At 51.6% G+C, this 23832-nt stretch carries 24 protein-coding genes; 13 read left to right on the plus strand and 11 right to left on the minus strand.

Annotated elements, in window-relative coordinates:
- Positions 1-6 precede the first annotated feature (6 nt).
- The 6 genes from OGV98_RS13930 to OGV98_RS13955 are packed head-to-tail and all read left to right on the plus strand — an operon-like array spanning position 7 to position 5416.
- Entirely contained in the window at positions 7-795 is a 789-nt protein-coding gene (locus OGV98_RS13930) for a fimbrial biogenesis chaperone (protein ID WP_202580757.1), read from the plus strand.
- Positions 796-807: 12 nt separating this feature from the next.
- Positions 808-1413 carry a fimbrial protein gene (locus tag OGV98_RS13935; RefSeq protein ID WP_032948581.1) on the plus strand — a complete coding sequence of 202 codons (606 nt, stop codon included), beginning with the start codon at positions 808-810 and terminating at the stop codon, positions 1411-1413.
- Entirely contained in the window at positions 1410-2474 is a 1065-nt protein-coding gene (locus OGV98_RS13940; protein ID WP_044714309.1) for a fimbrial protein, read from the plus strand. The genes OGV98_RS13935 and OGV98_RS13940 overlap by 4 nt, the downstream gene beginning before the upstream one ends.
- 9 nt (positions 2475-2483) lie before the next feature.
- Positions 2484-3026: a fimbrial protein gene (locus tag OGV98_RS13945; RefSeq protein WP_044702515.1), complete on the plus strand. Its 543-nt coding sequence runs from the start codon at positions 2484-2486 to the stop codon at positions 3024-3026.
- A 1-nt stretch (position 3027) separates the two neighbouring features.
- Complete coding sequence (locus OGV98_RS13950; RefSeq protein ID WP_044714312.1) at positions 3028-4695, plus strand: O-antigen ligase family protein; 1668 nt, start codon at positions 3028-3030, stop codon at positions 4693-4695.
- A gap of 1 nt (position 4696) precedes the next feature.
- Complete coding sequence (locus tag OGV98_RS13955) at positions 4697-5416, plus strand: EAL domain-containing protein (RefSeq protein WP_003838873.1); 720 nt, start codon at positions 4697-4699, stop codon at positions 5414-5416.
- A 15-nt stretch (positions 5417-5431) separates the two neighbouring features.
- On the opposite strand, the gene OGV98_RS13960 is transcribed toward OGV98_RS13955, so the two are convergent.
- The 3 genes from OGV98_RS13960 to fadE all read right to left on the minus strand — a co-directional run bounded on the left by OGV98_RS13960 (position 5432) and on the right by fadE (position 9344).
- Positions 5432-5842 (minus strand): Spy/CpxP family protein refolding chaperone, encoded by a 411-nt coding sequence (locus OGV98_RS13960; RefSeq protein ID WP_016149590.1) that lies wholly within the window; start codon positions 5840-5842, stop codon positions 5432-5434.
- A gap of 179 nt (positions 5843-6021) precedes the next feature.
- Positions 6022-6789, minus strand: a complete 768-nt coding sequence (locus tag OGV98_RS13965) for an amidohydrolase (protein WP_016149591.1) — start codon at positions 6787-6789, stop codon at positions 6022-6024.
- Positions 6790-6899: 110 nt separating this feature from the next.
- Positions 6900-9344, minus strand: a complete 2445-nt coding sequence (fadE, locus tag OGV98_RS13970; RefSeq protein ID WP_003031392.1) for an acyl-CoA dehydrogenase FadE — start codon at positions 9342-9344, stop codon at positions 6900-6902.
- Positions 9345-9583: 239 nt separating this feature from the next.
- On the opposite strand from fadE, the gene lpcA reads away from it, so the two are divergent.
- Both lpcA and OGV98_RS13980 read left to right on the plus strand, forming a co-directional pair.
- Entirely contained in the window at positions 9584-10165 is a 582-nt protein-coding gene (lpcA, locus tag OGV98_RS13975; RefSeq protein WP_003031390.1) for a D-sedoheptulose 7-phosphate isomerase, read from the plus strand.
- Between the two features lie 111 nt (positions 10166-10276).
- The gene (locus OGV98_RS13980; RefSeq protein WP_003031388.1) at positions 10277-11044 is read left to right on the plus strand and encodes a class II glutamine amidotransferase; all 768 of its coding nucleotides are present in this window, start codon (positions 10277-10279) and stop codon (positions 11042-11044) included.
- On the opposite strand, the gene dpaA is transcribed toward OGV98_RS13980, so the two are convergent.
- Positions 11015-11755, minus strand: a complete 741-nt coding sequence (dpaA, locus tag OGV98_RS13985; RefSeq protein WP_003830823.1) for a peptidoglycan meso-diaminopimelic acid protein amidase — start codon at positions 11753-11755, stop codon at positions 11015-11017. The genes OGV98_RS13980 and dpaA overlap by 30 nt on opposite strands.
- A 349-nt stretch (positions 11756-12104) precedes the next feature.
- Between dpaA and OGV98_RS13990 the strand changes: the two genes are divergently transcribed.
- Positions 12105-12866, plus strand: coding sequence for a C40 family peptidase (locus tag OGV98_RS13990; protein ID WP_049001910.1), 762 nt, complete (start codon positions 12105-12107; stop codon positions 12864-12866).
- A 37-nt stretch (positions 12867-12903) separates the two neighbouring features.
- Here OGV98_RS13990 and flhA read toward each other — a convergent pair whose 3' ends face one another.
- Genes flhA through OGV98_RS14025 form a run of 7 tightly spaced genes read right to left on the minus strand, consistent with a single transcriptional unit; the run spans position 12904 to position 19161 of the window.
- Positions 12904-14997: a flagellar biosynthesis protein FlhA gene (gene flhA / locus OGV98_RS13995; RefSeq protein ID WP_003838865.1), complete on the minus strand. Its 2094-nt coding sequence runs from the start codon at positions 14995-14997 to the stop codon at positions 12904-12906.
- Positions 14981-16120, minus strand: coding sequence for a flagellar biosynthesis protein FlhB (flhB, locus tag OGV98_RS14000; protein ID WP_286551621.1), 1140 nt, complete (start codon positions 16118-16120; stop codon positions 14981-14983). The genes flhA and flhB overlap by 17 nt, the downstream gene beginning before the upstream one ends.
- Positions 16110-16892, minus strand: a complete 783-nt coding sequence (gene fliR, locus OGV98_RS14005; RefSeq protein WP_003843839.1) for a flagellar biosynthetic protein FliR — start codon at positions 16890-16892, stop codon at positions 16110-16112. The genes flhB and fliR overlap by 11 nt, the downstream gene beginning before the upstream one ends.
- A 1-nt stretch (position 16893) precedes the next feature.
- Entirely contained in the window at positions 16894-17166 is a 273-nt protein-coding gene (locus OGV98_RS14010; protein ID WP_003838859.1) for a flagellar biosynthetic protein FliQ, read from the minus strand.
- A 12-nt stretch (positions 17167-17178) separates the two neighbouring features.
- The gene (gene fliP / locus OGV98_RS14015) at positions 17179-17937 is read right to left on the minus strand and encodes a flagellar type III secretion system pore protein FliP (protein WP_049001917.1); all 759 of its coding nucleotides are present in this window, start codon (positions 17935-17937) and stop codon (positions 17179-17181) included.
- Positions 17934-18305: a FliM/FliN family flagellar motor switch protein gene (locus OGV98_RS14020; RefSeq protein WP_003838856.1), complete on the minus strand. Its 372-nt coding sequence runs from the start codon at positions 18303-18305 to the stop codon at positions 17934-17936. The genes fliP and OGV98_RS14020 overlap by 4 nt, the downstream gene beginning before the upstream one ends.
- Complete coding sequence (locus tag OGV98_RS14025; protein WP_003838855.1) at positions 18298-19161, minus strand: FliM/FliN family flagellar motor switch protein; 864 nt, start codon at positions 19159-19161, stop codon at positions 18298-18300. Before OGV98_RS14025 ends, OGV98_RS14020 begins: the two co-directional genes overlap by 8 nt.
- Before the next feature lie 594 nt (positions 19162-19755).
- On the opposite strand from OGV98_RS14025, the gene OGV98_RS14030 reads away from it, so the two are divergent.
- From OGV98_RS14030 to OGV98_RS14045, 4 genes are read left to right on the plus strand one after another with little or no spacing between them, the layout of a single operon-like run.
- Entirely contained in the window at positions 19756-20742 is a 987-nt protein-coding gene (locus OGV98_RS14030; RefSeq protein WP_044714449.1) for a sigma-54 interaction domain-containing protein, read from the plus strand.
- Between the two features lie 47 nt (positions 20743-20789).
- A complete protein-coding gene (gene fliE, locus OGV98_RS14035) occupies positions 20790-21152 on the plus strand; it encodes a flagellar hook-basal body complex protein FliE (RefSeq protein WP_016149599.1) in 363 nt (120 codons plus the stop codon).
- A gap of 4 nt (positions 21153-21156) precedes the next feature.
- Positions 21157-22836: a flagellar basal-body MS-ring/collar protein FliF gene (gene fliF / locus OGV98_RS14040; RefSeq protein WP_202580756.1), complete on the plus strand. Its 1680-nt coding sequence runs from the start codon at positions 21157-21159 to the stop codon at positions 22834-22836.
- Positions 22814-23830 carry a flagellar motor switch protein FliG gene (locus tag OGV98_RS14045; RefSeq protein WP_003838846.1) on the plus strand — a complete coding sequence of 339 codons (1017 nt, stop codon included), beginning with the start codon at positions 22814-22816 and terminating at the stop codon, positions 23828-23830. The genes fliF and OGV98_RS14045 overlap by 23 nt, the downstream gene beginning before the upstream one ends.
- Positions 23831-23832 lie beyond the last annotated feature (2 nt).

Consider the following 23832-nt stretch of genomic DNA (forward strand, 5'->3'; position numbering starts at 1 on the left):
ACCTGAATGAATTTTGTCATGAAAAATCAAGCTTTTTACTCCGTGCAGCGTTGGCTGAAACCCGTGGCCTGCGGTCTGCTTTTTATTGCAGAGATCAACGCCTCATGGGCGGGTATCGCACTTGACCGTACCCGCCTGACCATCACCGGTGATGCGCGCTCTGTCAGCGCGAACTTAACCAACACCAGTCCGAGCATTCCGTTTCTGGCTCAGTCGTGGGTGGAAGACGCCAATGGAACAAAAATTACTTCGCCGCTGATGGTTTTACCGCCGCTACAACGGATTAACGGCGGGCAAAAGGGCATTGCACGTGTGACGAAAACCAGCGGTATTAACGCTCTGCCACAGGATCGAGAAAGTCTGTTCTACCTGAACGTGCGCGAAATTCCGCCCAAGCCGGATAAGCCGAACGTGCTGCAGCTGGCGATGCAGTCGCGTATCAAACTGTTCTACCGTCCGACCGCCATCGTGCCGGAAACACCGGGCGCCGTGTGGCAAAACCAACTGGTCTTTCATAAGCAGGGCCTGCGCTGGAGTGTGGATAACCCAACGCCGTACTTCGTCACCTTGATCGGCTTAAGCCGCAAACCTGAAGCTCAGGGCGGCGACAGGCTGACTGACTTCCCTGGGGTTATGGTTTCACCAAAGTCATCTCGCGATTTCAGCGTGACCGACGGCAGCGTTAGCCAGTTCAGCATGATGTATGTGAACGATTTTGGCGGTCATCCCGAATTGAAATTCAGCTGCACAGGCAATGTGTGTAAAGCATTGCCAATGGAGCAACAGCCCCGGTAACAGGATTCGTAAATGAAAAAGATGCTTTGCGCTCTGCTGATGGCGGGCATGGCCTGCTCGGTTCAGGCCACAAGCGGTCGCCAGGATATGAGCAACGTGTCCGGTGAGTATGGCAATGTCCGCTTTCATGGTCGGGTATTCGTTTCGCCGTGCGTGCTGGATATGGCCTCCCGCGATCAGACTATCGATCTTGGTGATATTTCCGCCAGCCGATTTCGCCAGGGCGGCGATCGCAGCGATCCGGTATTGGTCACGCTGTATCTGAACGGCTGTTTAAAGGGCTCCGGTCATACCTTAAGGGATTTTCCCGGGCAGACCAGTGAGATGCCTGAGCTTGCTTACAGCACGGTGGAGCGTGGTGTTTCGATGACGATGATGGCTGAAGGCGCACCTGAAAACAGCGATTTGGGGCGCATTCGTGGCGATGTTCGCGGCGCGGGCATCCGGCTACTGACTGAACGTAAGCAGTTGATCCACCTGAATCAACCGCAACGCATGTGGATCCTCAAACCGGGCGATAACGCCATTCATTTTCTTGCCGCGCTGGAATCTTTTGGGCGAGAGGTGACCGCCGGAGAATTTAACGGTCTGGTCAGACTTAAGCTGGAGTATCTATGAGCGTATTGCGCAAAATGCTGCTGTGGGGGGTGCTGGCAGGCTGTCCTCTGGCCGGGCATGCATTTACACAGGGAGAAGGTGAGCCGGAAGGTGGGTCGCCGCATCAGTACGATATTGAACTGAACTCGCTGGATGTCAGCAAAAACCACGTGGGCGGCAGAACGGAGCCGTTCCCCTGGAATCTTGGCAGTTGGTATGTAGTGGATTTTCACTGCGAACAGGCTGACATCTCCCGACAACCGATTTACTACACCACCACGACCACGATGCCGCCTTCCAATCAGGGAGCGAACCGTTTTCGTCTAAACGAGTATCTGGATGTGGAAGTACAGGTGTGGGTCGCCGGGCGTTATAACAACTACGTTCAGGCACCTTTTACCAATTTTTCAAATCGTTATAACGATCATAGCTGCAAAAAGCGCAAAGGTTACGAGCGGGCTACCAACATAGAAAGTGGTTCAAAAGGGAAAGTGACGTTTATTGTCACAAAACCCATTATTAATGGCATCAATATTACCTCCCAGTCGCTGGTGGAGGTTGCTGGGCGCTTAGGGGATGCTGGTCCTACGCCGACAACGCCAATTTCCCGCGTGGTGATTAAATCCGGGCTGATTACCGTACCGGACAAATGCACCTTCAACCGGGGAGACAAAATCAGCATTGAGTTTGGCGATTTGCCAGGATCCGCTGCCCGGCTCAACGGCACTAACTATAGTAAGCCAATCCCTATACATGTGGTGTGTGAAGGCGGCAGCTTCGATCAGGGCGCGCTGAATATCAATCTTGGCGTGCAAACGACCACGGCGTCAGGCACGGCGGGATTTAACGGTAATCTCCTCGGCACGTTAAGCGGCGGACAAAAACGCGACGATCTCGGCATTATGCTTAAAGACGAGAGTGGTGGCACCGTCGTGCCCAATCAATTTTACAACGTGAAGGGGTTTTACCAGAATCAGGGCGACTGGAATCTCACCGCCGCGCCGGTGGCAAAGCCGGGCGTGGGAAGCGTGAAGGAAGGTGAATTTGAAGCCTCTGCCACCGTTGTCGCGCAGTTTCAGTAGGGGGATGTCATGAGATTCTCGGCGTTATTCGCGACCGGTATGTTACTGCTTGGCAGCATGGCACAGGCCGACACCAAACTGGTCGGCGGCGATATGTATTTTCACGGCACCATCAGAGCGCTGGCCTGCAGCCTTGCACCGGGTGGCGACAAAATCGAGGTCGATTTCAAGCAAATCGCGACGCAGGATCTCTATCTCTCGGGGCGCAGTAAGCCGGAAAAATTCAGCATCCAGTTACGCGACTGCAATCCTGAGGTTTTCCGTGGGATCTCGGTTACCTTCAGCGGTCGTGAGGATGCGGAGCTGGCCGATCATCTGGCGCTGGATAGCAGTGAACAAGGCGGCGCGTCAGGGATCGGGATTGGGATGAGCGAAGAGGACGGCACGGCAATCCGCCTTGATGAGAGCACATCAGTCAAAGAGATAACAGAAGGTTCGATGACGCTGAATTTTTTGGCGTGGGTCGCAGCGGAGCCATCGGCGATAAAAAATCAGTCTCTCGAATACGGTCCGTTCAGCGCCAGCGGGACCTGGACGTTGAACTACCAGTAGCATGATGAACGTACTGAATCGCATTGCGCCGCTGCCTGCGCAGAAATTATTGCTCGGTATTAGTCTGTTTTTCTGGTGTGGGGCCATGCATCTCTACTGGCCGAACAACGGCGGCAGCGGTCTGTCGTTGCCGCTTAATATTACGAGCTGGATCTACGCTGTTGTACTGGCTGCAAGCGCATTGATGCTGGCGCCTCGTCAACGCTGGCGCATCACTTTGCCAACTGCGGGTTTTACGATCGGGGCGTTCATCCTGATGTTGCTTTGCCTGCTAACACCTGACGTCAGGCAGGCCGAGGCACTACTGGTGGCGGGGGCGTTACTGGGAGGTGTGAGCGTCTATCTGGTCACATTGCAAATTCCTCTCACGGCAAACACCCTGACGGCACTGCTGGCCCTGCTATGGGGGGCGTGCGTGATTGAATGTCTGGTGTTTGTCTATCAGTACTGGCATTTGCCGGGCGTGGATTACTGGGAGTTTGCCTGGCGACGTGGTACACGGCCTTACGGCATTTTTCAGCAGGTCAACCTGCTGGCCAGCTTTACGGCCTGTAGCGTGTTGCTGTCAGCCACGCTCTTTTTACGGCTGCGCGACGGGTATCGAATTGTCATCGGGGTTGGCCTGGTGATGATGGGATTTGTGCTGCATGAATCCCAGTCGCAAACCGGTTACCTGTCTCTGGTAGTCGGTGAAGTGCTGCTGCTGGCGGTTTTCCCGGCGCAACGGCGTACGTTGTTACTACTCCTGTTGCCGTTGGCGTCAGGCATGGCGGCGGGGTCGCTCGTTCGCCATTTTTTGTCCGTTGCAACGGTCGATCACTTCACCACTTCCCAGGTGCGCTGGACGGTACTCAAAACGTCGTTGGCATTATTTGCCGAACGCCCGTGGACGGGGTGGGGCGTGGGCAGTTTTGCCGCCGTGTTTCTCGAACGTGCGGGACCGTTGGGGTTGAGCAGCATCTCGCATCCGCACAATGAACTGGTGTTATGGCTGGTGGAGGGCGGTCTGGTTGGGCTGGTGGGAGCGCTGTGTTTTATTGCGAGTGGTTTCTGGCTCTGGATGCATGGAAATCGTTGGCGTCGCGCCTGTCTGGTGGCGGCGCTGCCGGTGGTGATTCATATGCTGACGGAATACCCCGTCAGGCAGTCAACGCCGCATTGGCTACTGCTGATCCTGTTGCTTCGATGTGCAGACAGCGACCGAGCTGGAATACGCCTGGTGCTTACGTCGACGTGGCTGATTCGCGCGCCAGGGGTTATCTCGCTACTGACCGTCGCGCCATTGCTGCTTCTCACGCTGCATACGCAACAGCAACTGACGCTGGCGGAAAGGCAGTCATCGCAGTGGCATCTTGCCGAATCGCTCCCTGTAGGAGGCTGGCTTCTTACCAGTCGCTATCGGTTTGATGTCCAGATGGGGTATCTGCAACGGTATCAGCGTACCCGGGACGCTCGTTGGCTGGAGGCGGTTCGCCGCTGGGCGCCTGACTATGTGCGCGTTCACCCAGACCCTAATGTCTCCTTCACGCAAATCTTGCTGGCGTTGCAACAGCGCGACCTTGTCGAGGCGCATCGTCTGGCGACGCGCTTTTGCCTGATATACCCGAACGATCGCCGTATCCCGTGGCTGCAGGATGCACGACGTCCTTTTAATAAAATAATGGAATGATATGAACAGATTCAGCGAACAGGCCCGTTATGTGCCAGAACTTCCCCGCAACGCCGAACTGCTGCAGATCACTGGGATCCGTTTGCAGCGCATTCATTTTTTTGATGACGTATCGCTGGATGTCTGTGAAGTGTTAAGTCAGGTACGCACTCCGCTCCCACTGGATTTGTTTTTCAAGCACCTTTCAATTGCGGCAAAACAGCAGCTTTTTCTATGGCAAATGCAACGGGTGCTGGCTCTTTCTGGAAGCTATTCGTTGAATTTATCCGTCAGGATGCTGACCTGTCTATCATGGGTCACGCGTCTCACAAAGCAGGTGCATCAGGGGCGGATTGTTATTGAGATTCAGGATCCGGGCTCCATGATGCGGCTGGAGAAGGCAGAGCAGCAGGCCGTATGCATCGCCGTAAAAACGCTGGTGCGTCACGGGTTTCGCGTGTGGCTGGATGATGTTTCACCTGAGCTATTTTTTGTCTGGCGGCTGTCGGGCATCCGTTTCGATGCCATCAAAATTGAAAGTGGAATGTTTCATCAGTTCAGAACATCGGAGTGGCAGTTGAGGGTTCTGGTCAATCAGTTTCGTGGGCTGGGTGAACGGGTTGTCATTGAGGGGGTAGAAACGCCACAGGATTATGCCATTTGCCGTATGAGCGGCGCAGATGCTGTACAGGGTTTTCTGTTTGAACAGGCGATTTTACCGAAAAGCCTGAATCATTGCTGATCCAGGCTCTGGCAATTACTCGCTTAGCGTCTGGGCGATGTCTTTTTGCACCTGCTGGCGCTGTTCTGGAGTCAGCACTTTGTTCAGGTCAAAATAGTATTTCACGCGATAATAACGCGCCTGCTGTTCGATGTTGCTGAATGCCGAAAGCTGTTTTTTGACGGCTGCTTCATCCCACTTCCCGGACTTGATGACGTCAATCAACGCGCCGTCTTTAACATCCTTCACCGAAATCTGGCTTACGTTGGTTTCAAGCTGCTGGTGCAGTTTTTTAATCTGCGCAACCTGGTCAGTGCTCAACTTAAGATGTTGTACTATCGGATCCTGGGCTGGAGCCGGAACATTAGATGTGGTTGCTGCAAGCGTGCTAAAAGAAGCGCCAGCCACGGTAACTGCCAGCAAAGTCATGCGTAAGAAGTTCTTCATGTCGAGATCCTGATAAGGGAATTATTAACATTGTCAGTCACTCGCTGGTTACGAGTGATTATCTTTTGCAGGATACGATGCCCACCGCATGTCGCCACGCGAATTTGTTTTGCGGTTGGTTACGGAGTGAAACAATCCCGCCACGGAAAAACGTTGTGCAGCGGGAGTTAAGGCGATAGTTATAGCGTGAACGGGTCGGCGTCCTGCCAGGCGGGAAATTTCTCGCGATATTCACGCAGCGCTGAGAGAGACAGTTCTGCGTCAATGCGTGTGGCCTGATGCGGCTCGGCGGTGGCGATAATCTCACCCTGCGGATTAATCACCCGGCTGTCACCGCGATAATGATGCCCGTTACCGTCAGTGCCCACGCGGTTACATCCTGCTACATAAGCCTGGTTCTCAATCGCTCGTGCGGCGAGCAAAACCTGCCAGTGTAGCGAACGCGGCGCAGGCCAATTGGCAACATACAACGCAAGGTCGTAATCGTTGCGATTGCGCGACCATACCGGAAAACGCAGGTCATAACAGACCAACGGCAGAATGCGCCAGCCGCGCCATTCAACAATAACGCGCGTGTCACCCGCCTGGTAATGCTGGTGCTCATCCGCCATGCGGAACAGATGGCGCTTGTCGTAGAAATGCACATTACCTTCGGGTTCAACCAGCAAAAAACGATTCACCGGCCCCCGTTCAGACTGTATCGCCGCGCTACCTGCTATCAGGGCATTTGTCTGCTGCGCTTTGCTACGCATCCAGCTTACAACTTCTTCTTGCGACAACGATTTATTTGCCGCTTCCATGGCAAATCCGCTGGTAAACATCTCAGGCAATACAATGACATCACGTCCGGCGACGGTTTCCAGTTGTCGGTCAAAATGGCGCAGGTTGGCCGGGCCATCCATCCAGATCAATGGTTGTTGCAGCAGAGTAATTTTCAAACCAGGCACGATCGAGGCTCCTCGTTGAACAACATTTTGACACTGTAGCATGAGCATTAATGAAAATGTGGCAATAAAAAGCCCCGCATTAAGCGGGGCTAAACGTCGTGCGAGTGTCGTTATGCGGCTTCGACTTTACGCACTTTCTCTGGCAGCTTTACCGGCTGAGTCGCCAGCTCCTCGGGTTCAAAGTCATCCACGTTGATACTGCGCAGGCGGCTCGCTTCGGCTTTCACCAGAATCGCGGCTTCATCTTTATCAATCAGCCCTTTCGCCAGCGCATTGTGCGCCAGTTCGTCGAGACGGGTAAATGGCAGGTTTTTACCCAACTCTTTACAGATCCGCTGGTGGATTGGGTCGGCTGCAATCACGTCCAGCAGCGCCTCTTCCAGCAAACCAACCGGGTTATGCTCGCTTGGCGTCAGATATTGACCGCGACCAATACGAGAACGAGTAGCGCTTGGAACCTGCAAAATCTTCGCGACTTTATGATCCAATTTGTCAGACGGTGCATGGTAGTGGCGACCGGTAGGGAAGATAACCACATTCAGCAAGCCCGCGACCAGACGGTTCGGGAAGTTCTTCAGCAGATCGTCCATCGCCTGTTCCGCTTTGTACAACGCATCCTGAACGCCCCAGTGAACCAACGGCAGGTCCGCTTCATGACGGCCTTCGTCGTCATAACGCTTCAGCACCGCGGAGGCCAGATACAGCTGACTTAACACATCGCCCAGACGTGCGGAGATACGTTCACGACGCTTCAGACTACCGCCCAGTACAGCCATCGACACATCTGAAAGCAGGGCCAGGTTGGCGCTCAGACGGTTCAGGTGCTGGTAGTAACGTTTGGTCGCATCGCCAGTTGGCGTGCTGCTGGTTAAACCACGCGTCAGGCCAAGCCAGAAGCTACGCACTTTGTTACTGCCGACGTGACCGATGTGTTTGAACAGCAGCTTGTCGAACGCATTCACATCGTTACTCTGTGCCGCAGCCATCTCTTCCAGAACATACGGATGGCAGCGAATCGCACCCTGACCGAAGATCATCATGCTACGGGTCAGAATGTTGGCACCTTCAACGGTAATAGCGATTGGCGCACCTTGATAAGCACGGGCGAGGAAGTTGCTTTCGCCAAGCATAATGCCTTTACCGCCAGTGATATCCATCGCATCGATGATTGACTGCTGTCCGCGGTGGGTGCAGTGATATTTCACGATGGCCGACAACACCGCCGGTTTTTCACCTAGCATAATGCCGTAGGTAATCAGTGATGCTGCAGCGTCCATCACGTAGGCGTTACCGGCAATACGTGCCAACGGCTCTTCAATACCTTCCATCTTGCCGATAGAGATTTTGAACTGGCGACGAATGTGCGCATACGCGCCGGTGGCCATCGCGACCGATTTCACGCCGCCCGTCGAGTTAGATGGCAGGGTAATACCACGTCCCACAGACAGGCATTCCACCAGCATGCGCCAGCCCTGACCGGCCATTTTCGGACCACCGATGATGTAATCAATTGGTACAAACACATCTTTGCCCAGTGTCGGACCGTTCTGGAACGGCACGTTTAGCGGGAAGTGACGACGCCCAATTTGTACACCTGGCGTTGAGGTTGGGATCAGCGCACAGGTAATGCCAAGATCTTCTTCGCCACCCAGCAGTTTTTCCGGGTCGGAGAGTTTAAATGCCAGACCCAGCACGGTAGCGATAGGCGCCAGCGTGATATAGCGTTTGTTCCAGGTCAGGCGCATACCCAGCACCTGCTGGCCCTGCCAGTCGCCCATACAAACCACGCCGGTATCAGGGATCGCGCCTGCGTCGGAGCCGGCTTCCGGGCTGGTCAGAGCAAAGCATGGGATCTCCTGACCGCGAGCCAGACGTGGCAGATAATGATTTTTCTGCTCTTCGGTGCCGTAATGTTGCAGCAGTTCGCCTGGGCCTAATGAGTTAGGCACGCCAACGGTGATCGCCAGGATCCCGGAAACGCCGGAGAGTTTCTGTAGAACGCGAGCCTGAGCATATGCTGAGAATTCCAGCCCGCCGTACTCTTTCTTAATGATCATCGCGAAGAAGCGGTGTTCTTTCAGATATGCCCACAGTTCCGGCGGAAGATCCGCGAGTTCGTGAGTGATCTGGAAGTCGTTCGCCATGCGGCACGCTTCTTCCACTGGACCATCAATAAACGCTTGCTCTTCAGCAGTCAGATGCGGCTGAGGATAGTTATGCAGTTTTTTCCAGTCAGGCTTGCCCTGGAACAGGTCACCTTCCCACCAGGTCGTACCGGCATCAATCGCTTCTTTCTCAGTACGCGACATCGGCGGCATGACTTTACGGAAACCGCGGAACACCGGTGCAGAGATCATAGATTTGCGCATCGGCGTAAAGTTAAACGGTACGAGAATAATGGCCAGAGGAACCAGCAGCCAGACTGACCACAGGCCAGCCACGCCAAGCGCAGCCGTCCAGGCGAGCAAAATTAAGCTGCTGAGGAATAAGCTCACGCGGTGATAAAACAGAACGCTGAGCAGAACAACCGTAGCGATAATACTCAAAATCATCATAACGAAAAGCTCCCTTGCTTGTAGGAGGTCTGACCACTTGTGATGATATGGTTGTAGTGGATGTAAATTCTTTTAGCAATGTGTTTACAAAATAATTACAACAAAGCTCACATTGTTGCTGTTTTAACCGGCACAAAAAATCAAAAGCCGTAACCATTCCTGTGGCTTGTACTTCTCGCTGGTAGCGCTATCCGGTACACTGCACCTTGTCATTTACATTCATGCTGAAGGATATCCTCATGTACCAGGATCTTATTCGTAACGAACTGAGCGAAGCGGCGGAAACGCTGGCTAATTTTCTTAAAGATGACGCCAATATTCACGCCATTCAGCGCGCGGCGGTCCTGTTGGCAGACAGCTTTAAAGCCGGCGGTAAGGTACTCTCTTGCGGTAACGGCGGTTCCCATTGCGACGCGATGCACTTTGCCGAAGAGCTGACCGGACGCTATCGTGAAAACCGTCCTGGTTACCCTGCTATCGCTATCTCTGACGTCAGCCATATCTCCTGCGTCAGCAACGATTTCGGTTACGATTATGTGTTCTCTCGCTACGTAGAAGCCGTGGGTCGTGAGGGAGATGTCCTGTTAGGCATCTCGACTTCGGGTAATTCCGGTAACGTAATTAAAGCGATTGCCGCAGCGCGTGAGAAAGGGATGAAAGTTATCACCCTGACCGGTAAAGATGGCGGCAAAATGGCGGGCAGCGCGGATATCGAAATTCGCGTGCCGCACTTTGGCTATGCTGATCGTATTCAGGAAATTCATATCAAAGTGATCCATATCCTGATCCAGTTGATCGAAAAAGAGATGGTTAAACCATAAGAAGACGATTGCCGGATGGTGGCTGAAGCCTTATCCGGCCTACATGAGCGCCATGTAGGCCTGATAAGCGCAGCGCCATCATGCAGTTCACGGTTTTAAGGTAGGTGATGTATGTGCGAACTGCTCGGGATGAGCGCCAATGTGCCAACCGATATCTGCTTTAGCTTCACCGGGCTGGTCCAGCGCGGCGGAGGTACCGGGCCGCACAAAGACGGCTGGGGTATTACGTTTTATGAAGGTAAGGGCTGCCGTACGTTTAAAGATCCGCAACCCAGCTTTAATTCGCCTATCGCCAAACTGGTACAAGACTATCCCATCAAATCCTGTTCCGTGATTGCCCATATTCGTCAGGCGAATCGTGGAGAAGTTGCGCTGGAAAATACCCATCCATTTACCCGTGAACTATGGGGACGTAACTGGACGTATGCCCATAACGGGCAACTCAGCGGTTATAAATCACTGGAGACCGGTAATTTCCGCCCGGTCGGTGAAACCGACAGCGAAAAAGCCTTCTGCTGGCTGCTTCACAAGCTGACGGAGCGTTATCCGCGCACGCCTGGCAATATGACGGCGGTGTTTAAATATATCGCGATGCTGGCAGGAGAACTGCGGGAGAAGGGCGTCTTCAACATGCTGTTGTCTGACGGACGTTATGTGATGGCCTTCTGCTCGACCAATTTGTTTTGGATCACGCGTCGTGCGCCGTTTGGCGTGGCGACATTGCTGGATCAGGATGTGGAGATTGATTTTAGCTCAGAGACCACACCCAATGATGTGGTCACCGTGATTGCCACTCAACCGTTAACCGGCAATGAAACCTGGCAAAAGATTATGCCAGGCGAGTGGGCATTATTTTGTCTCGGGGAGCGTGTAGTTTGATGCCAGTTGCGGCTGAACGACTTCGTGGCTCAACGGCTTGCTGACGACGTAACGACCATCGACGACGGAAACGGTCGGTGGCTTACGCGTTTGTTCAAAGTAATCGTATCCTGGCTTTAACTGGGCCCAGAAATCTTTGTAATACGAAAACTTATGGCGCTGCATGTTGGCATCGGTCATGCGGAACGGATAAATGCTGACCTGCACACTGGATTGCCCGAACACCAGCGCGCCGGTGACAAACTGGAAAATCTCATCAATGCCGTTATCGGTCATCGCGTAGCAGCCGACGGAAACGCAGGCGCCGTGGATCATCAGGTATTTACCTTCATAACCGTGTGCGCGATCGTAGGCATTAGGGAAACCAATGTTAATCGCTTTATAGAAGCGGCTATCCGGTTTCAGCTGTCCACGCTGAACGCTGTAAAACCCTTCCGGACTTTTGAAATCACCCTGACGCTGTTTCGGCCCTAAGCCACCGGAATAATTACAGATCTTATAACTGTCGAGCAATTGATACTGTTCGCCCATCTTGACGTACAGATCCAACGTTCGCTCTTCTTTGAAGATCTGGATATAAACGGGGGAGCCCATTAATTGCTGCTTATATTCTTTGCTGACAGGCGTAGTCGGGCTGCTGCTGCTCAGCAAACCGGCAAACGAAACGCACGGCAATAAAAGCATCGCAAGAAAAAATGCGATTTTACGCATACTGCTTATTCCTTGATAAAACGATTACACACGCCAGGACGGCAAAAAGAGTCCCCAAATCGGATAAATCTGGATCTGGAGCGCTCACATTAGCACCAAGAGAGTTTTTCGCAAGTCTCTCGTGCGGCGTTTACACTTTAGTTTTTCTTTATACGGAAAATTGTGCTTAAAGGCAGTCAGACACTGGCTTGTTTTGCTGGTTAGCACACTGCATTTCGTCTTATTAGTGAAGAATGTCTATTCTATTGAATTTAAAAAATTAATTATTTAATAATCGAATATTAAAAAGGAATGATGGGCAATAGCGGTAGACTGCGGCGAACGTGTTTGACCAGGTATTCTTCTTTTCATGTTTTTTGTCTCTGCACCCCGTTGCTTCTTGCCGGGTCTGCTGTCTTTGTGTGTTGTGCTGTCTTTACCGTCTGTCGCCAAAGTTCAGCCCCATTTATCTGACGCCCATGTAAGCTATGCGGCGCACTTGCGGATGCGTAACCGCGCCCGGCTGCTGAAGCAGTATCACGCACAGGTAAAAAAGCAGGCAAGCTACGTGGTGGAAGGCAACGCAGAAAGTAAAAGCGCGCTGCGCCAGCAGAACCGAGCGCTGATTAAACAGCACCCGGAGTGGTTCCCTGGCCCACTAAAAGCCAGCGACCATCGCTGGCAGGAACTGGCTGAGAATGACCATTTTCTCAGTAGCAATCATCTACACAATATCACTGAAGTGGCCATCCACCGACTTGAGCAACAGCTCGGTAAACCCTATTTGTGGGGCGGTACCGATCCGGATGAAGGGTTTGACTGTAGCGGGCTGATTTTTTATGCCTACAACAAAATCCTGGCAGCAAAATTGCCCCGGACAGCGAATGAAATGTATCACTATCGACGGGCTACTATTGTCGCTAACCGCGATCTTCGCCGTGGTGATTTAGTGTTCTTTCATATTCACAGCCGGGATATTGCCGATCATATGGGCGTCTATTTGGGGCAGGGACAATTTATTGAATCACCGCGGACGGGAGAAACAATTCGGGTGAGCAATTTATCCGATGACTTCTGGCAGGATCATTATCTTGGCGCTCGTCGTATTCTTACGGAAAATACGATTCTGTAATCAAAAAGGCGGTGTAATGACACCGCCTCGGCAGGCGTTAACTTAACGCCCCCATGATCTTTAATTCCAGTTCATCCGGAACTTCGTTATAAGACAACACCTGTAGGCCCGGGGCAAACAGGCGCGCATAGCGCGCGAGCAAAGGACGTAACTGCGGTGCGACCAGCAGCACAGGCTCTTTCCCCGCCGCTTTCATCTGTTCTTTTATCTGCGGCATATTGGTCTGAAACTGATTCAGCATATTGGGATCGACCGGCACGCTATCCAGCACCACTTTTCCACTTTGCTGAGCCTGATTCACCACATTCGCCAGCAGATTCTCCAGTTCACTGTTCAGCGTATATACGGCCAGCTCATCTTTGCGCACAAACGGGTGGGTAATGCTGCGACGTAGCGCCAGACGCACATCTGCCGTTAACAAAATATGATCTTTGGTCACGGTGCTACTGGCGACAAGTACGGTGGCTATGGTGACGATATCGCGCAATGACACACCTTCGATAAGCAGCGCCCGGTACACTTTCAAGAGCTGGCTGTAATTCAGCGCTGCGCTCAAATCTTCCGCCAGACGTGGCGCCATAGAAGAGAGGCGGTTATGCAACTGCGTAATATCATCGTAATTAAATAGCTCTGGAATATAGTTACGAATGATCTTATTCACATGCGTCGCAATGACGCTGGCACTATCAATAACCTGGTACCCCATATTTAACGCTTTAGCTTTTTGCGCCGGAACAATCCAGGTGACCGGCATACCATAGGCTGGATCGTGGCCTAAAACACCGTCGATCTCGCCATAGGTTTCACTGGAGGGCAGCGCCATCAGCTTATCTGCGGGAATATCGGCTTCATCGGCCTTGATCCCATTGATAAAAATGGCGTACTGGGTCGGTTTAAGGCGGAAGTTTTCGCGGATGCGAATTTCCGGCAGCAGTACGCCGTTCGTGTCTGAGATCACCTGTCGCACACCGCGAATGCGTTGAGTGAGCGGATTCCCTTTGGATTTATCGACCAACGACACCAGCTTATATCCCAGGCTTAGGCTGATAGGTTCTATTAAGGGGATGGTTTCCCAACTGACCTGCTGCTCGGTGGTTTCAGCGATGGTTTTGGTCAGCGTTTCGAGATTTTTCTCGTCGGTCTCAGCCACCTTCGGTCGCTTGCTCATGCGCCAGGCGGTGAATCCCAGCAGGGCGCTGAAAATCAGGAAGGGGAAATGCGGCATCCCCGGCACCACTGCCAGCACAAACATTATGCTGGTGGCGGTATACAGCACGGAGGGGCTGGCCAGCAGTTGGCTACGCACGTCCGTGGCAATATCGCCGCTGTCGCTTACGCGGGTGACGATGATCGCTGCAGCTGTCGACAACAGCAGAGAAGGGATCTGGGCGACCAGGCCGTCACCGATGGTCATCAGGACGTATTGCTGGAAGGCGGCTTCGGCGCTTAAATCGTATTTAAAGATCCCGATACAGACGCCGCCGATCAGGTTGATAGCCAGGATCATCATCCCGGCGATGGCATCGCCGCGCACGAACTTTGACGCACCATCCATCGCGCCATAGAAATCCGCTTCGCCCGCTACGTCTTTACGTCGCGCTTGCGCCTGCGCCTGATTAATCAGTCCTGCGTTCAGATCGGCGTCGATCGCCATCTGCTTACCGGGCATGGCGTCCAGCGTAAAGCGGGCAGAAACTTCGGAGATACGCTCCGCACCTTTGGTCACTACGATAAAGTTAATGATCATCAGAATGATGAACACCACAAAACCGACGACAAAGTTACCGCCGATCACCACCTGACCGAAAGACTCAATCACCTTACCGGCAGCGCCTGCGCCCATATGCCCATGCAGTAACACCACGCGTGTTGACGCCACGTTCAGCGTCAAGCGCATTAAGGTGGTGATCAGCAAAATGGTCGGGAACAGACTGAATTCGAGCGGGCGTTTTGCGGAAACGGCCACCAGCAGCACCATCACCGCCAGCACGATGTTAAAGGTGAACAGAATATCCAGCAGGGCCGGTGGTAACGGCAGGATCACCATCGCCAGGATACACAGTATGACCAGCGGAATGCCGATGTTACCGTTACGCAGCAGCGCGAGGAATTGTTTAGTTGTTTTCGGCATCCAGTTTAAGAACCTCTTTTGGAATGGAAATATGTCTGTTCAGAGAAGGGCGGGTTTGGGAACCATCACGCCAGTGTTTCATTTGCAGTACATAGGTCAGGACGTGTGCAATCGCCCGATACAGTTGAAATGGGATCTGTTGATTCACCTGGGTGGTGTAATAAACGGAGCGTGCCAGCTTAGGAAACTCAACGATTTCAATATTGCTTTCTGCCGCTACCTGCCTGATATACAGCGCGATTTCATCGGTGCCTTTGGCAACCACGAAAGGCGCTGCGGCGCGTGACTGGTCGTACTGTAGCGCCACGGCATAGTGGGTTGGGTTGGTGATCACCACATCGGCTTTTGGCACAACTTTGCGAATTTGCCCCATCGCCATTTGCCGTTGCAGGCGACGGATCCTGGCCTTAACCTCGGGTTTACCTTCCTGATTTTTATACTCTTCTTTCACTTCCTGTTTCGTCATCTTCAGCCCTTTGGTGAACATTTTTTTCGCCAGAGGGACATCGATCAACGCAAAGAAAACAAACAGTATGACAAAGTTGCGCATGATGCTGCTGTACAGCGCCAGACCATCGCTGATGGCCTGTTTGAAATGAAGCTCTTGTAAGCCGAGAAACGCGGCAACGTAATTGCGTACGCTGATCCATAGCATCACCAGCAGCACTATCGCTTTGAGCGTCATCTTGCCGGTATCCACCAGATGATCGGTAGAAAACAGGCGACCAATCCCTTTGAGCGGGCTTAATTTGCTAAAGTCCGGCAAAATTTTCTTCGGCAGGAATAGCCAGCCTCCCGGAACCAGTGAGGCAAACAGCGCGGCAACCGGCATGGGTAACAGCGTCAGGATGAATTTCCCCAGAATCAGCAGATGGTGTTCAAGGAACTGACCGATGATGTCCGGGTCATTAATGTTCTGCGCGTACTGATGCACGCTGATAAAGCTTTCACGCACGAAATCTTCGTACCAGGGAAAGCTGCTGGAGATCACCATAAACGCGGCAAACAGACTGGCGGCAAGCCCCATATCTTTTGAACGCGGTATTTGTCCCTCTTGTCTGGCCTTACGAAGTTTTTGCGCCGAGGGTTTTTCTGTTTTTTCTTCGCTACTGTTATCCGCCATAGTGCCCCTTCAGCGCGTCAAGCTGCTGTAAGACGAAATTCGCCAGGTGCAAATAGTGGTCTGGCAGGTTGTAAAGCAGAGTCGCAAAGCAGATCAGGCCCGCCAGCATGTTAATGGGAAAACCTAATGAGTACAGATTGAGCGGCGGCGCAATACGGTTTAGCAGACCAAAGCAGCCCTGAACAATCAGCATGATAAAGGTTGTCGGCAGCGCCAGCAGTGTGGCGGCGGCGAATACCCAGCCCAGCGCCAGAGAAATCGTGCGCAGAGATTGCGGATGCAACGCATTGCCAATCGGCCAGTAAGTAAAGCCTTTGAATAAAATGCTCACCAGCAGCAGATGCCCATCCATGGCAAAAAACAGTATCACCGCGTAGATGTTGATCATTTCCGCCAGTACCGTCGTTGACGCGCCGCTGCTGGGGTCGTTCATCACCGCCATGCTCATCCCCATGTTAAAAGAGAGGATTTGGCCCGCCAGTTGTAGCGCTAAAAATAAAAACTGCAGCATCAGGCCGAAAAGCATTCCCCACAGAAACTGCTCCGTGGTCAAAATAATACTGTTCATCGACAGCAGGCTGGTGGGCACCGGGTGGGGGATAAGCGGCGTAATGATAAAGGCCAACGCCAGTGACAAAATAATGCGTATACGTATGGTCAGCGCGGCATTATCCAGTACTGGTGCGTAGTGAATAAACGCCATAATGCGCACGAAGGGAAACCACATTCCCAGTATCAGATTACTTAACTGTGTAATATCGGTTTCGCGCATGTCAGTGCACCAGAATGGCGGCCTGAGTGAACAGATGCACGCAGAGATCGCTCAACTGGACGATCATCCATTTTCCGCAAATACCCAATACCGCGAGGGTGACGATTAGCCTGGGTAAAAAACTAAGCGTTTGTTCGTTAATCTGCGTCACAGCCTGAAAAATGCTGACCAACATACCGACCAGCAGGCTGGGAACGACCAACACACAGACTAAAATGATCACAACTTTTATACCGCTGGCAACGATGTCTGCGGCTACATCAATGGTTAGCATGTCTGATCTCCGTTAGCCCAGTCCCAGACCGCGAATGCTGGAGGTTAGCGTCCCAACGGTCAGCGCCCAGCCATCAATAAGCACAAACAGCATTAGCTTAAAGGGCAGCGAAACGATCAGCGGTGACAGCATCATCATCCCCATCGCCATCAGTACGCTGGCGACGATCAGGTCGATCACCAGGAACGGAATGTAAATCATGAAACCTATCTGGAAGGCGGTTTTGAGTTCGCTTAGCACATAGGCGGGAACGATAATGGAGAGATCCTGATCGACTGCATTCCCTTTCGCGTTGGCGATCTCCATGATCTGCGCAATCGCTTTTTTATTGGTCTGCGCCAGCATAAAGCGCTTCAACGGCGAGGCGGCAGTGCTTAGCGCGTCGGGGAGCGTGATTTGATCGTTTTCAAAAGGGACAACGGCATGATCGTAAATATTGAGCCAGATTGGGCGCATCACCAGCATGGTTAACGACAGCGCAATGCCAATCAATATGCGGTTCGGCGGCGTTTGTTGCAGCCCTAACGCCTGACGCAGCAGGGAAAGAACAATAATAAAACGGGTAAAACAGGTCATCATCAGCACCAGGGTAGGCAGAATGCCCACCAAGGTCATCAGGATCAGGACCTGGATTTTTACGCTGTACTCTTGGCTATTTCCGTGCGAAATCACATTCAGCAACGGGATATCTCCCCCTTGCGCGCAGGCAAAGGGAGAAAGGATGAGTAACGAGATACCCAGTAAGAGCGTGAGTGTTGGCGCGCGTTTCATGGTGCAAGGTCGTTGATTTCATGCGTGTTGAATTCAAGGACGCGCAGGCCATATTTTTCGTTAACCACAACCACTTCAGCCTTACCTAGCAGGATATTATTGACCTTAATATCCAGCGGTTCACCGGCGAGTTTATCCATCTCAATGACGGTGTCGTCATCAATGTTCAGCAGGTCGGCCAGCATCACCTCCACGGACGAAACTTCCAGCGTTAGCGTGACCGGAATACGTTTGAGTAATGACATCGACTCGGAAAAACGGTCTTCTAAACGCGCCACCAGCTTTTCTGTAACAGACGGCGCGGGTGGCGTAGTCGCTTCGGGGGCTAACTCGAAACCTTGCTCTAAAATATCTTCTGGCTTACTCATAGGATTTCTCCGTCTTGCTCGTTAATTCGGACAAAAACAGTTTGTCTTTATCCTCTACGATCAGGGCATTAAATAATTCGGATTTCCCGATATACACAGGAAAAGTATCAGGCATCGCAATCGGTAAAATATCGCCGGGTTTAATCGTCGTCAGGTCGGCAACATTCAGCGGAATTTCTGCAATCTTCACGTTCATGGTTAGCGGCAGCGTATGGATAATTTCTTTGATCAGCGTTTTTTTACGCGTCTCAGCGCTGGCTTTATCAATCTGCTTTTTTTTCTCGCCGTGCTCGCTATGGCGGATTAAATTCAGAATGTAATCGGTATGCGAATCGTCCAGTAAGATGCGGAAACTGCAATTCTCATCATCACCTAATACAAATGTAAGCTGATAAGCCCAGTGGGTTTGTATGGTGCTGCTGTCGGGTTTGAGTGTCAGTGGAATACCGGATATATTTTTATTAAAAATGGTATTACAAATATCCAGCGCCAGTCTGCTTCGCAACCGGATTTCTGTTTTGGTTGGTAAATCATCCTGTGACTTCTCGTCGGCGAGAGATGATGCCAATCCATAAAAGTTACCTAATAACATTAACAATAATGCGCGGTCGATATCAAAGGCCAGATGCCCAACCTGAGAAACTAATAATTCCGCACTTTTATTGATAACATCCATCTCACAGTGTATTTTTTTAAGTGTTATATTTGTGCGATGTTTTTTCAGGAAGTAGTTTCCAAGATGTGATTCAATTGTATCAAAACTTCCCGTAAACATAGTCGGCAGACGATGATATGGACGTCCAAGCCGGTTTCCTTCAAGTTTAAAGATTCCGGGCGTTTGACTATATTTCAGCATGGTACGCTTTCTCAGCTGTAATTTCTGGGGCGGTTGAATTGATATCAAATCCCGCGGTTATCAAAAGAAATACAAATTCGCTTAATTTATTGTTCATCCTTGACGCTATTCTCATAGTGTTGAAGTCCATTAGATACGAAATACCGTACCCACTCACGTCTATGGAGTAGGGCTGGATATTAGATATTTTACCCCTCTCCTCTGCAAGTTATTAATGGCGTTAGGTTGTAATTAAAAAATAATTAATTACATATACGTGATGTTTCTCGCTTACTGCTTGTCGCAGATTAGGCTTCCCCCTTATGTCTGTTTTTTATGCTATCACTAACGTAATGTATTGTTTTTAAATGAATAATGTTTTTATTATCTTTTAATTTGAGATTGTTAATGGTACTGGTGTTAGTATTTTTTTAGGAAAAACCCTATTTGAAAATAGTCTTCAATAGGGCTGCCCTTTGATGGGGTGGTAAAACATGAGCAAGGATGGGATTAAGACATGGCACGGGCGATATCTATTATTCGATGATTGTGCTTTGGAATGATTTGTATATTTCTCGTAACGGATGTTAACTTTACTTCTAAGTGTAAATAATCATGTTTGAACTTATTGCCGAAGCAGCCTCAAGCATTAATGTTTTTTCAATGGCAAGGCGTATTGCTGCTTTTAATGTTCCTGTACTTATCCATGGCGAAACCGGTACGGGTAAAGAATGTATCGCCAAATTTATCCACTCGATTGCATTTGCGCAGGAGGCTTCAGCGCCTTATATCGGCGTGAATTGCGCCGCTATTCCTGAAAATATGCTTGAAGCAACGCTCTTTGGTTATGATAAAGGGGCGTTTACCGGGGCGGTGGCCACCGTACCGGGAAAGATGGAATTAGCCAATAATGGTACATTACTGCTGGATGAGATCGGTGACATGCCTTTGGCGCTACAGGCCAAAATACTGCGTGTATTACAGGAACAACAGGTTGAGCGTTTAGGCAGTAACCGTATAATCAAACTGAATTTCCGTTTAATCGCCTGCACCAATAAGAATCTTGAAGAAGAGGTTGCCGCAGGACGCTTCAGAGAAGATCTCTATTATCGCATGTCAGTGATTCCGTTGACCATGCCACCGTTGCGCGAGCGTATGGAAGACATTATTCCGCTGGCGGAATCCTTTATTAAAAAATATTCCACGGTGTTGGTAAAAAATATCAAGCTTTCTGAATCGTCACGCCGGGCATTACTGAGCTATGCGTGGCCGGGTAACGTTCGCCAGCTTGAGAACGCCATTCAGCGAGGAATGATCCTTAATCGTGATGGCGTTATTTATCCCGATACCTTAGGTCTGCCGTCCATTGAGTCCGATTCCTGGAGCGAGCCGCAATGGCAGCCAAAACCCTCTGCGCAAATCACCACCAGCGACAATCTGGGCCAGCATGGTCGCAGCGCGCAATATCAATATATCGCTGACCTGATGCGCAAATATCAGGGTAATAAAACCAAAATCGCTGATTTATTAGGAATTACTCCACGTGCGCTTCGTTATCGTCTGGCATCAATGCGAAAACAGGGAATAGAAATCTTTTCCTGAATCAGTCTGTGGTACCGAGAACGCTTTTCTAATTTTAAGAGTAGGTCATGAGCATAAATACGATAGCCCCAGCCAGTACGATGCAGACGCAAATGATGCAGGACATGCAGCAGATGAAAGCGGTCGCACAAGCCCCTGTCCTTTCGCCGATGCAGATTAACGCCGTGGGTGCGCAGTCTGCATCATCTCCGGTTTCGTTTGACCGTGTTATGCAGGGCGCGCTCAACCATGTTGATCAATTTCAGCAGGTCGCAGAGCAAAAACAAACGGCCATCGAGATGGGGAAAAGCGATGACCTGGCGGGGGCGATGATCGCCAGTCAGCAGGCATCGTTATCGTTTTCCGCGCTGGTGCAGGTACGTAATAAAGTCGCTTCCGGATTCAACGACCTGATGAGCATGTCAGTCTAACGCTATGAATGAACTAATAAAAAAAGTAACTCAGTTTTTACCCTCGTTCTCTTTCAGGCTGGATGGTAATAAACGCCTGGCATTACTGGCGGCAGCGGCTATTGCGGCCACCGCCATTATTGTCAGCGTGTTGTGGAATGGCAACCACGGCTATGTTTCGCTTTACGGTAGCCAGGAGAATATCCCGGTTTCGCAGATAGTCACCGTGCTGGATGGTGAAAAACTGGAATACCGCATCGATCCGCAAAGCGGACAAATTCTGGTTCCGGAAGAGACTTTGTCTAAAACGCGAATGACGCTGGCGGCGAAAGGCGTGCAGGCCATGCTGCCCAGCGGCTATGAGCTGATGGACAAAGACGAAGTGCTGGGCGCCAGCCAGTTTGTGCAGAACATTCGCTATAAGCGGAGCCTGGAAGGCGAACTGGCGCAAAGCATTATGACGCTGGATGCCGTAGAGAGCGCCCGAGTGCATCTGGCGCTCAATGAAGAGAGTTCCTTTGTCGTCAGCGACGAGCCGCAAAACAGCGCCTCGGTGGTGGTGCGTCTGCATTATGGCAGCAAGCTGGATCTCGACCAGGTGAATGCCATCGTGCACCTGGTATCCGGCAGCGTGCCTGATTTGAAAGCTGCGCAGGTCAGCGTTGTCGACCAGGCGGGGAATTTATTGTCCGATGGTATTGGCGCGGGTGAAGCGGTTTCTGCGGCGACGCGTAAGCGCGACCAGATCCTCAAAGATATCCAGGATAAGACCCGCGCCAGTCTCGCAAATGTTCTCGACTCGCTGGTAGGAATTGGTAACTACCGGGTAAGCGTGATGCCGGATCTCGATCTGAGCAATATCGACGAAACCCAGGAGCATTACGGCGACACACCAAAGGTGAATCGTGAAGAAACGGTACTCGATAGCGATACCAACCAGATCGCTATGGGGATCCCCGGCTCGCTGAGTAACCGTCCTCCATTGGCGGCAAATCAGGTGACGAATGGCGCCAATGGAACCGCGCCAGAGGAGCCTCGCCAGCCCGCTGCGTTGTCAAAGCATAGTGAGAACAAACGCGACTACTCCTGGGACCGCAGCATTGAACATATCCAGCATCCCGGTTTCGACATTAAACGTTTAAATGTGGCCGTGGTACTTAACCAGAGCGCGCCTGCGTTGAAGAACTGGAAACCGGAACAAACCACGCAATTGACGGCGCTGTTGAATAACGCCGCCGGGATTGATGCCAGGCGTGGCGACAATCTGTCCTTATCGCTGCTTAATTTTGTGCCGCAGTCGATTCCCGTCGAGCCGGTGGTCCCCTTATGGAAGGATGACAGCGTTTTGGCCTGGGTACGTTTAATTGGCTACGGCGTGCTGGCGTTGCTGTTGCTGCTGTTTGTTGTACGTCCGGTTATGAAGCGTTTGACCGCCGAACGTCGCCGCACCATAGCACCAGAGCTGGCGCTGGATGCTGCACCGATGGCGATTCCTGCGGATAAGCCCCATTTTGCGGCCGCTGAAGACGAACGCAAAAATATCGAACTGCCTTCTTTCCCTGGTGACGACAGCCTGCCTTCGCAGAGCTCCGGTCTGGAAGTGAAGCTGGAGTTCCTGCAAAAACTGGCGATGAGTGACACCGATCGCGTAGCTGAAGTTCTCAGACAATGGATTACCAGCAATGAGCGAATTGACAATAAATAACGGCAGCAACAACAGCTACCTGGAACAGGCCGCAATTTTATTGCTGTGTCTGGGCGAGGAGGCGGCAGCTACGGTGATGCAAAAACTCAGCCGCGAAGAGGTGGTTCGCCTGAGTGAAAACATGGCGCGTCTGTCTGGGGTAAAAACCAGCATGGCCAAAAAAGTGATCAATAACTTTTTTGATGAATTCCGTGAGCAGAGTGGTATCAACGGCGCATCGCGTTCCATGCTGCAAGGGATCCTCAATAAAGCGCTGGGCACAGAAATCGCCAGTAGCGTGATCAACGGGATTTACGGCGATGAGATCCGTTCGCGGATGGCGCGTTTACAGTGGGTGGAACCGCGCCAACTAGCGATACTGATCTCAGAAGAGCATTTGCAGTTACAGGCCGTATTCCTTGCCTTCTTGACGCCAGAGATCTCGGCTACGGTACTGTCTTACATGAATGAGTCGGTGCAAAACGAGATCCTTTATCGGGTTGCCAAACTCAACGATGTAAACCGCGACGTGGTGGATGAGTTGGATCGCTTGATTGAGCGTGGGTTGTCGGTGCTTTCCGAACATGGTTCGAAAGTGAAAGGGATCAAGCAGGCCGCAGATATCGTTAACCGCTTCCAGGGGAACCAACAGGTGATCCTCGATCAGCTGCGCGAACGCGATGAAGATGTTCTCGAACAGTTGCAGGACGAAATGTACGACTTCTTTATTCTGAGCCGCCAAAGTGACGAAGTGCGCCGTCGTCTGCTCGACGAAGTGCCGATGGAAGACTGGGCAGTGGCGCTGAAAGGTACCGAAGCGCTGTTACGCCGTTCGATTTATGCCGTGATGCCTAAGCGTCAGGTACAACAACTGGAGGCGATAACCTCACGTCTTGGTCCGGTTCCGGTGAGTCGTATTGAACAGATACGCCGTGAAATCATGGGAATTGCCCGCGAGCTTGAGGAAGCGGGTGAAATTCAGCTACAGCTGTTTGCTGAACAGACGGCGGAGTAACA

This window comes from Citrobacter sp. Cf136, assembly GCF_030333815.1.
Lineage (GTDB): Bacteria > Pseudomonadota > Gammaproteobacteria > Enterobacterales > Enterobacteriaceae > Citrobacter > Citrobacter freundii.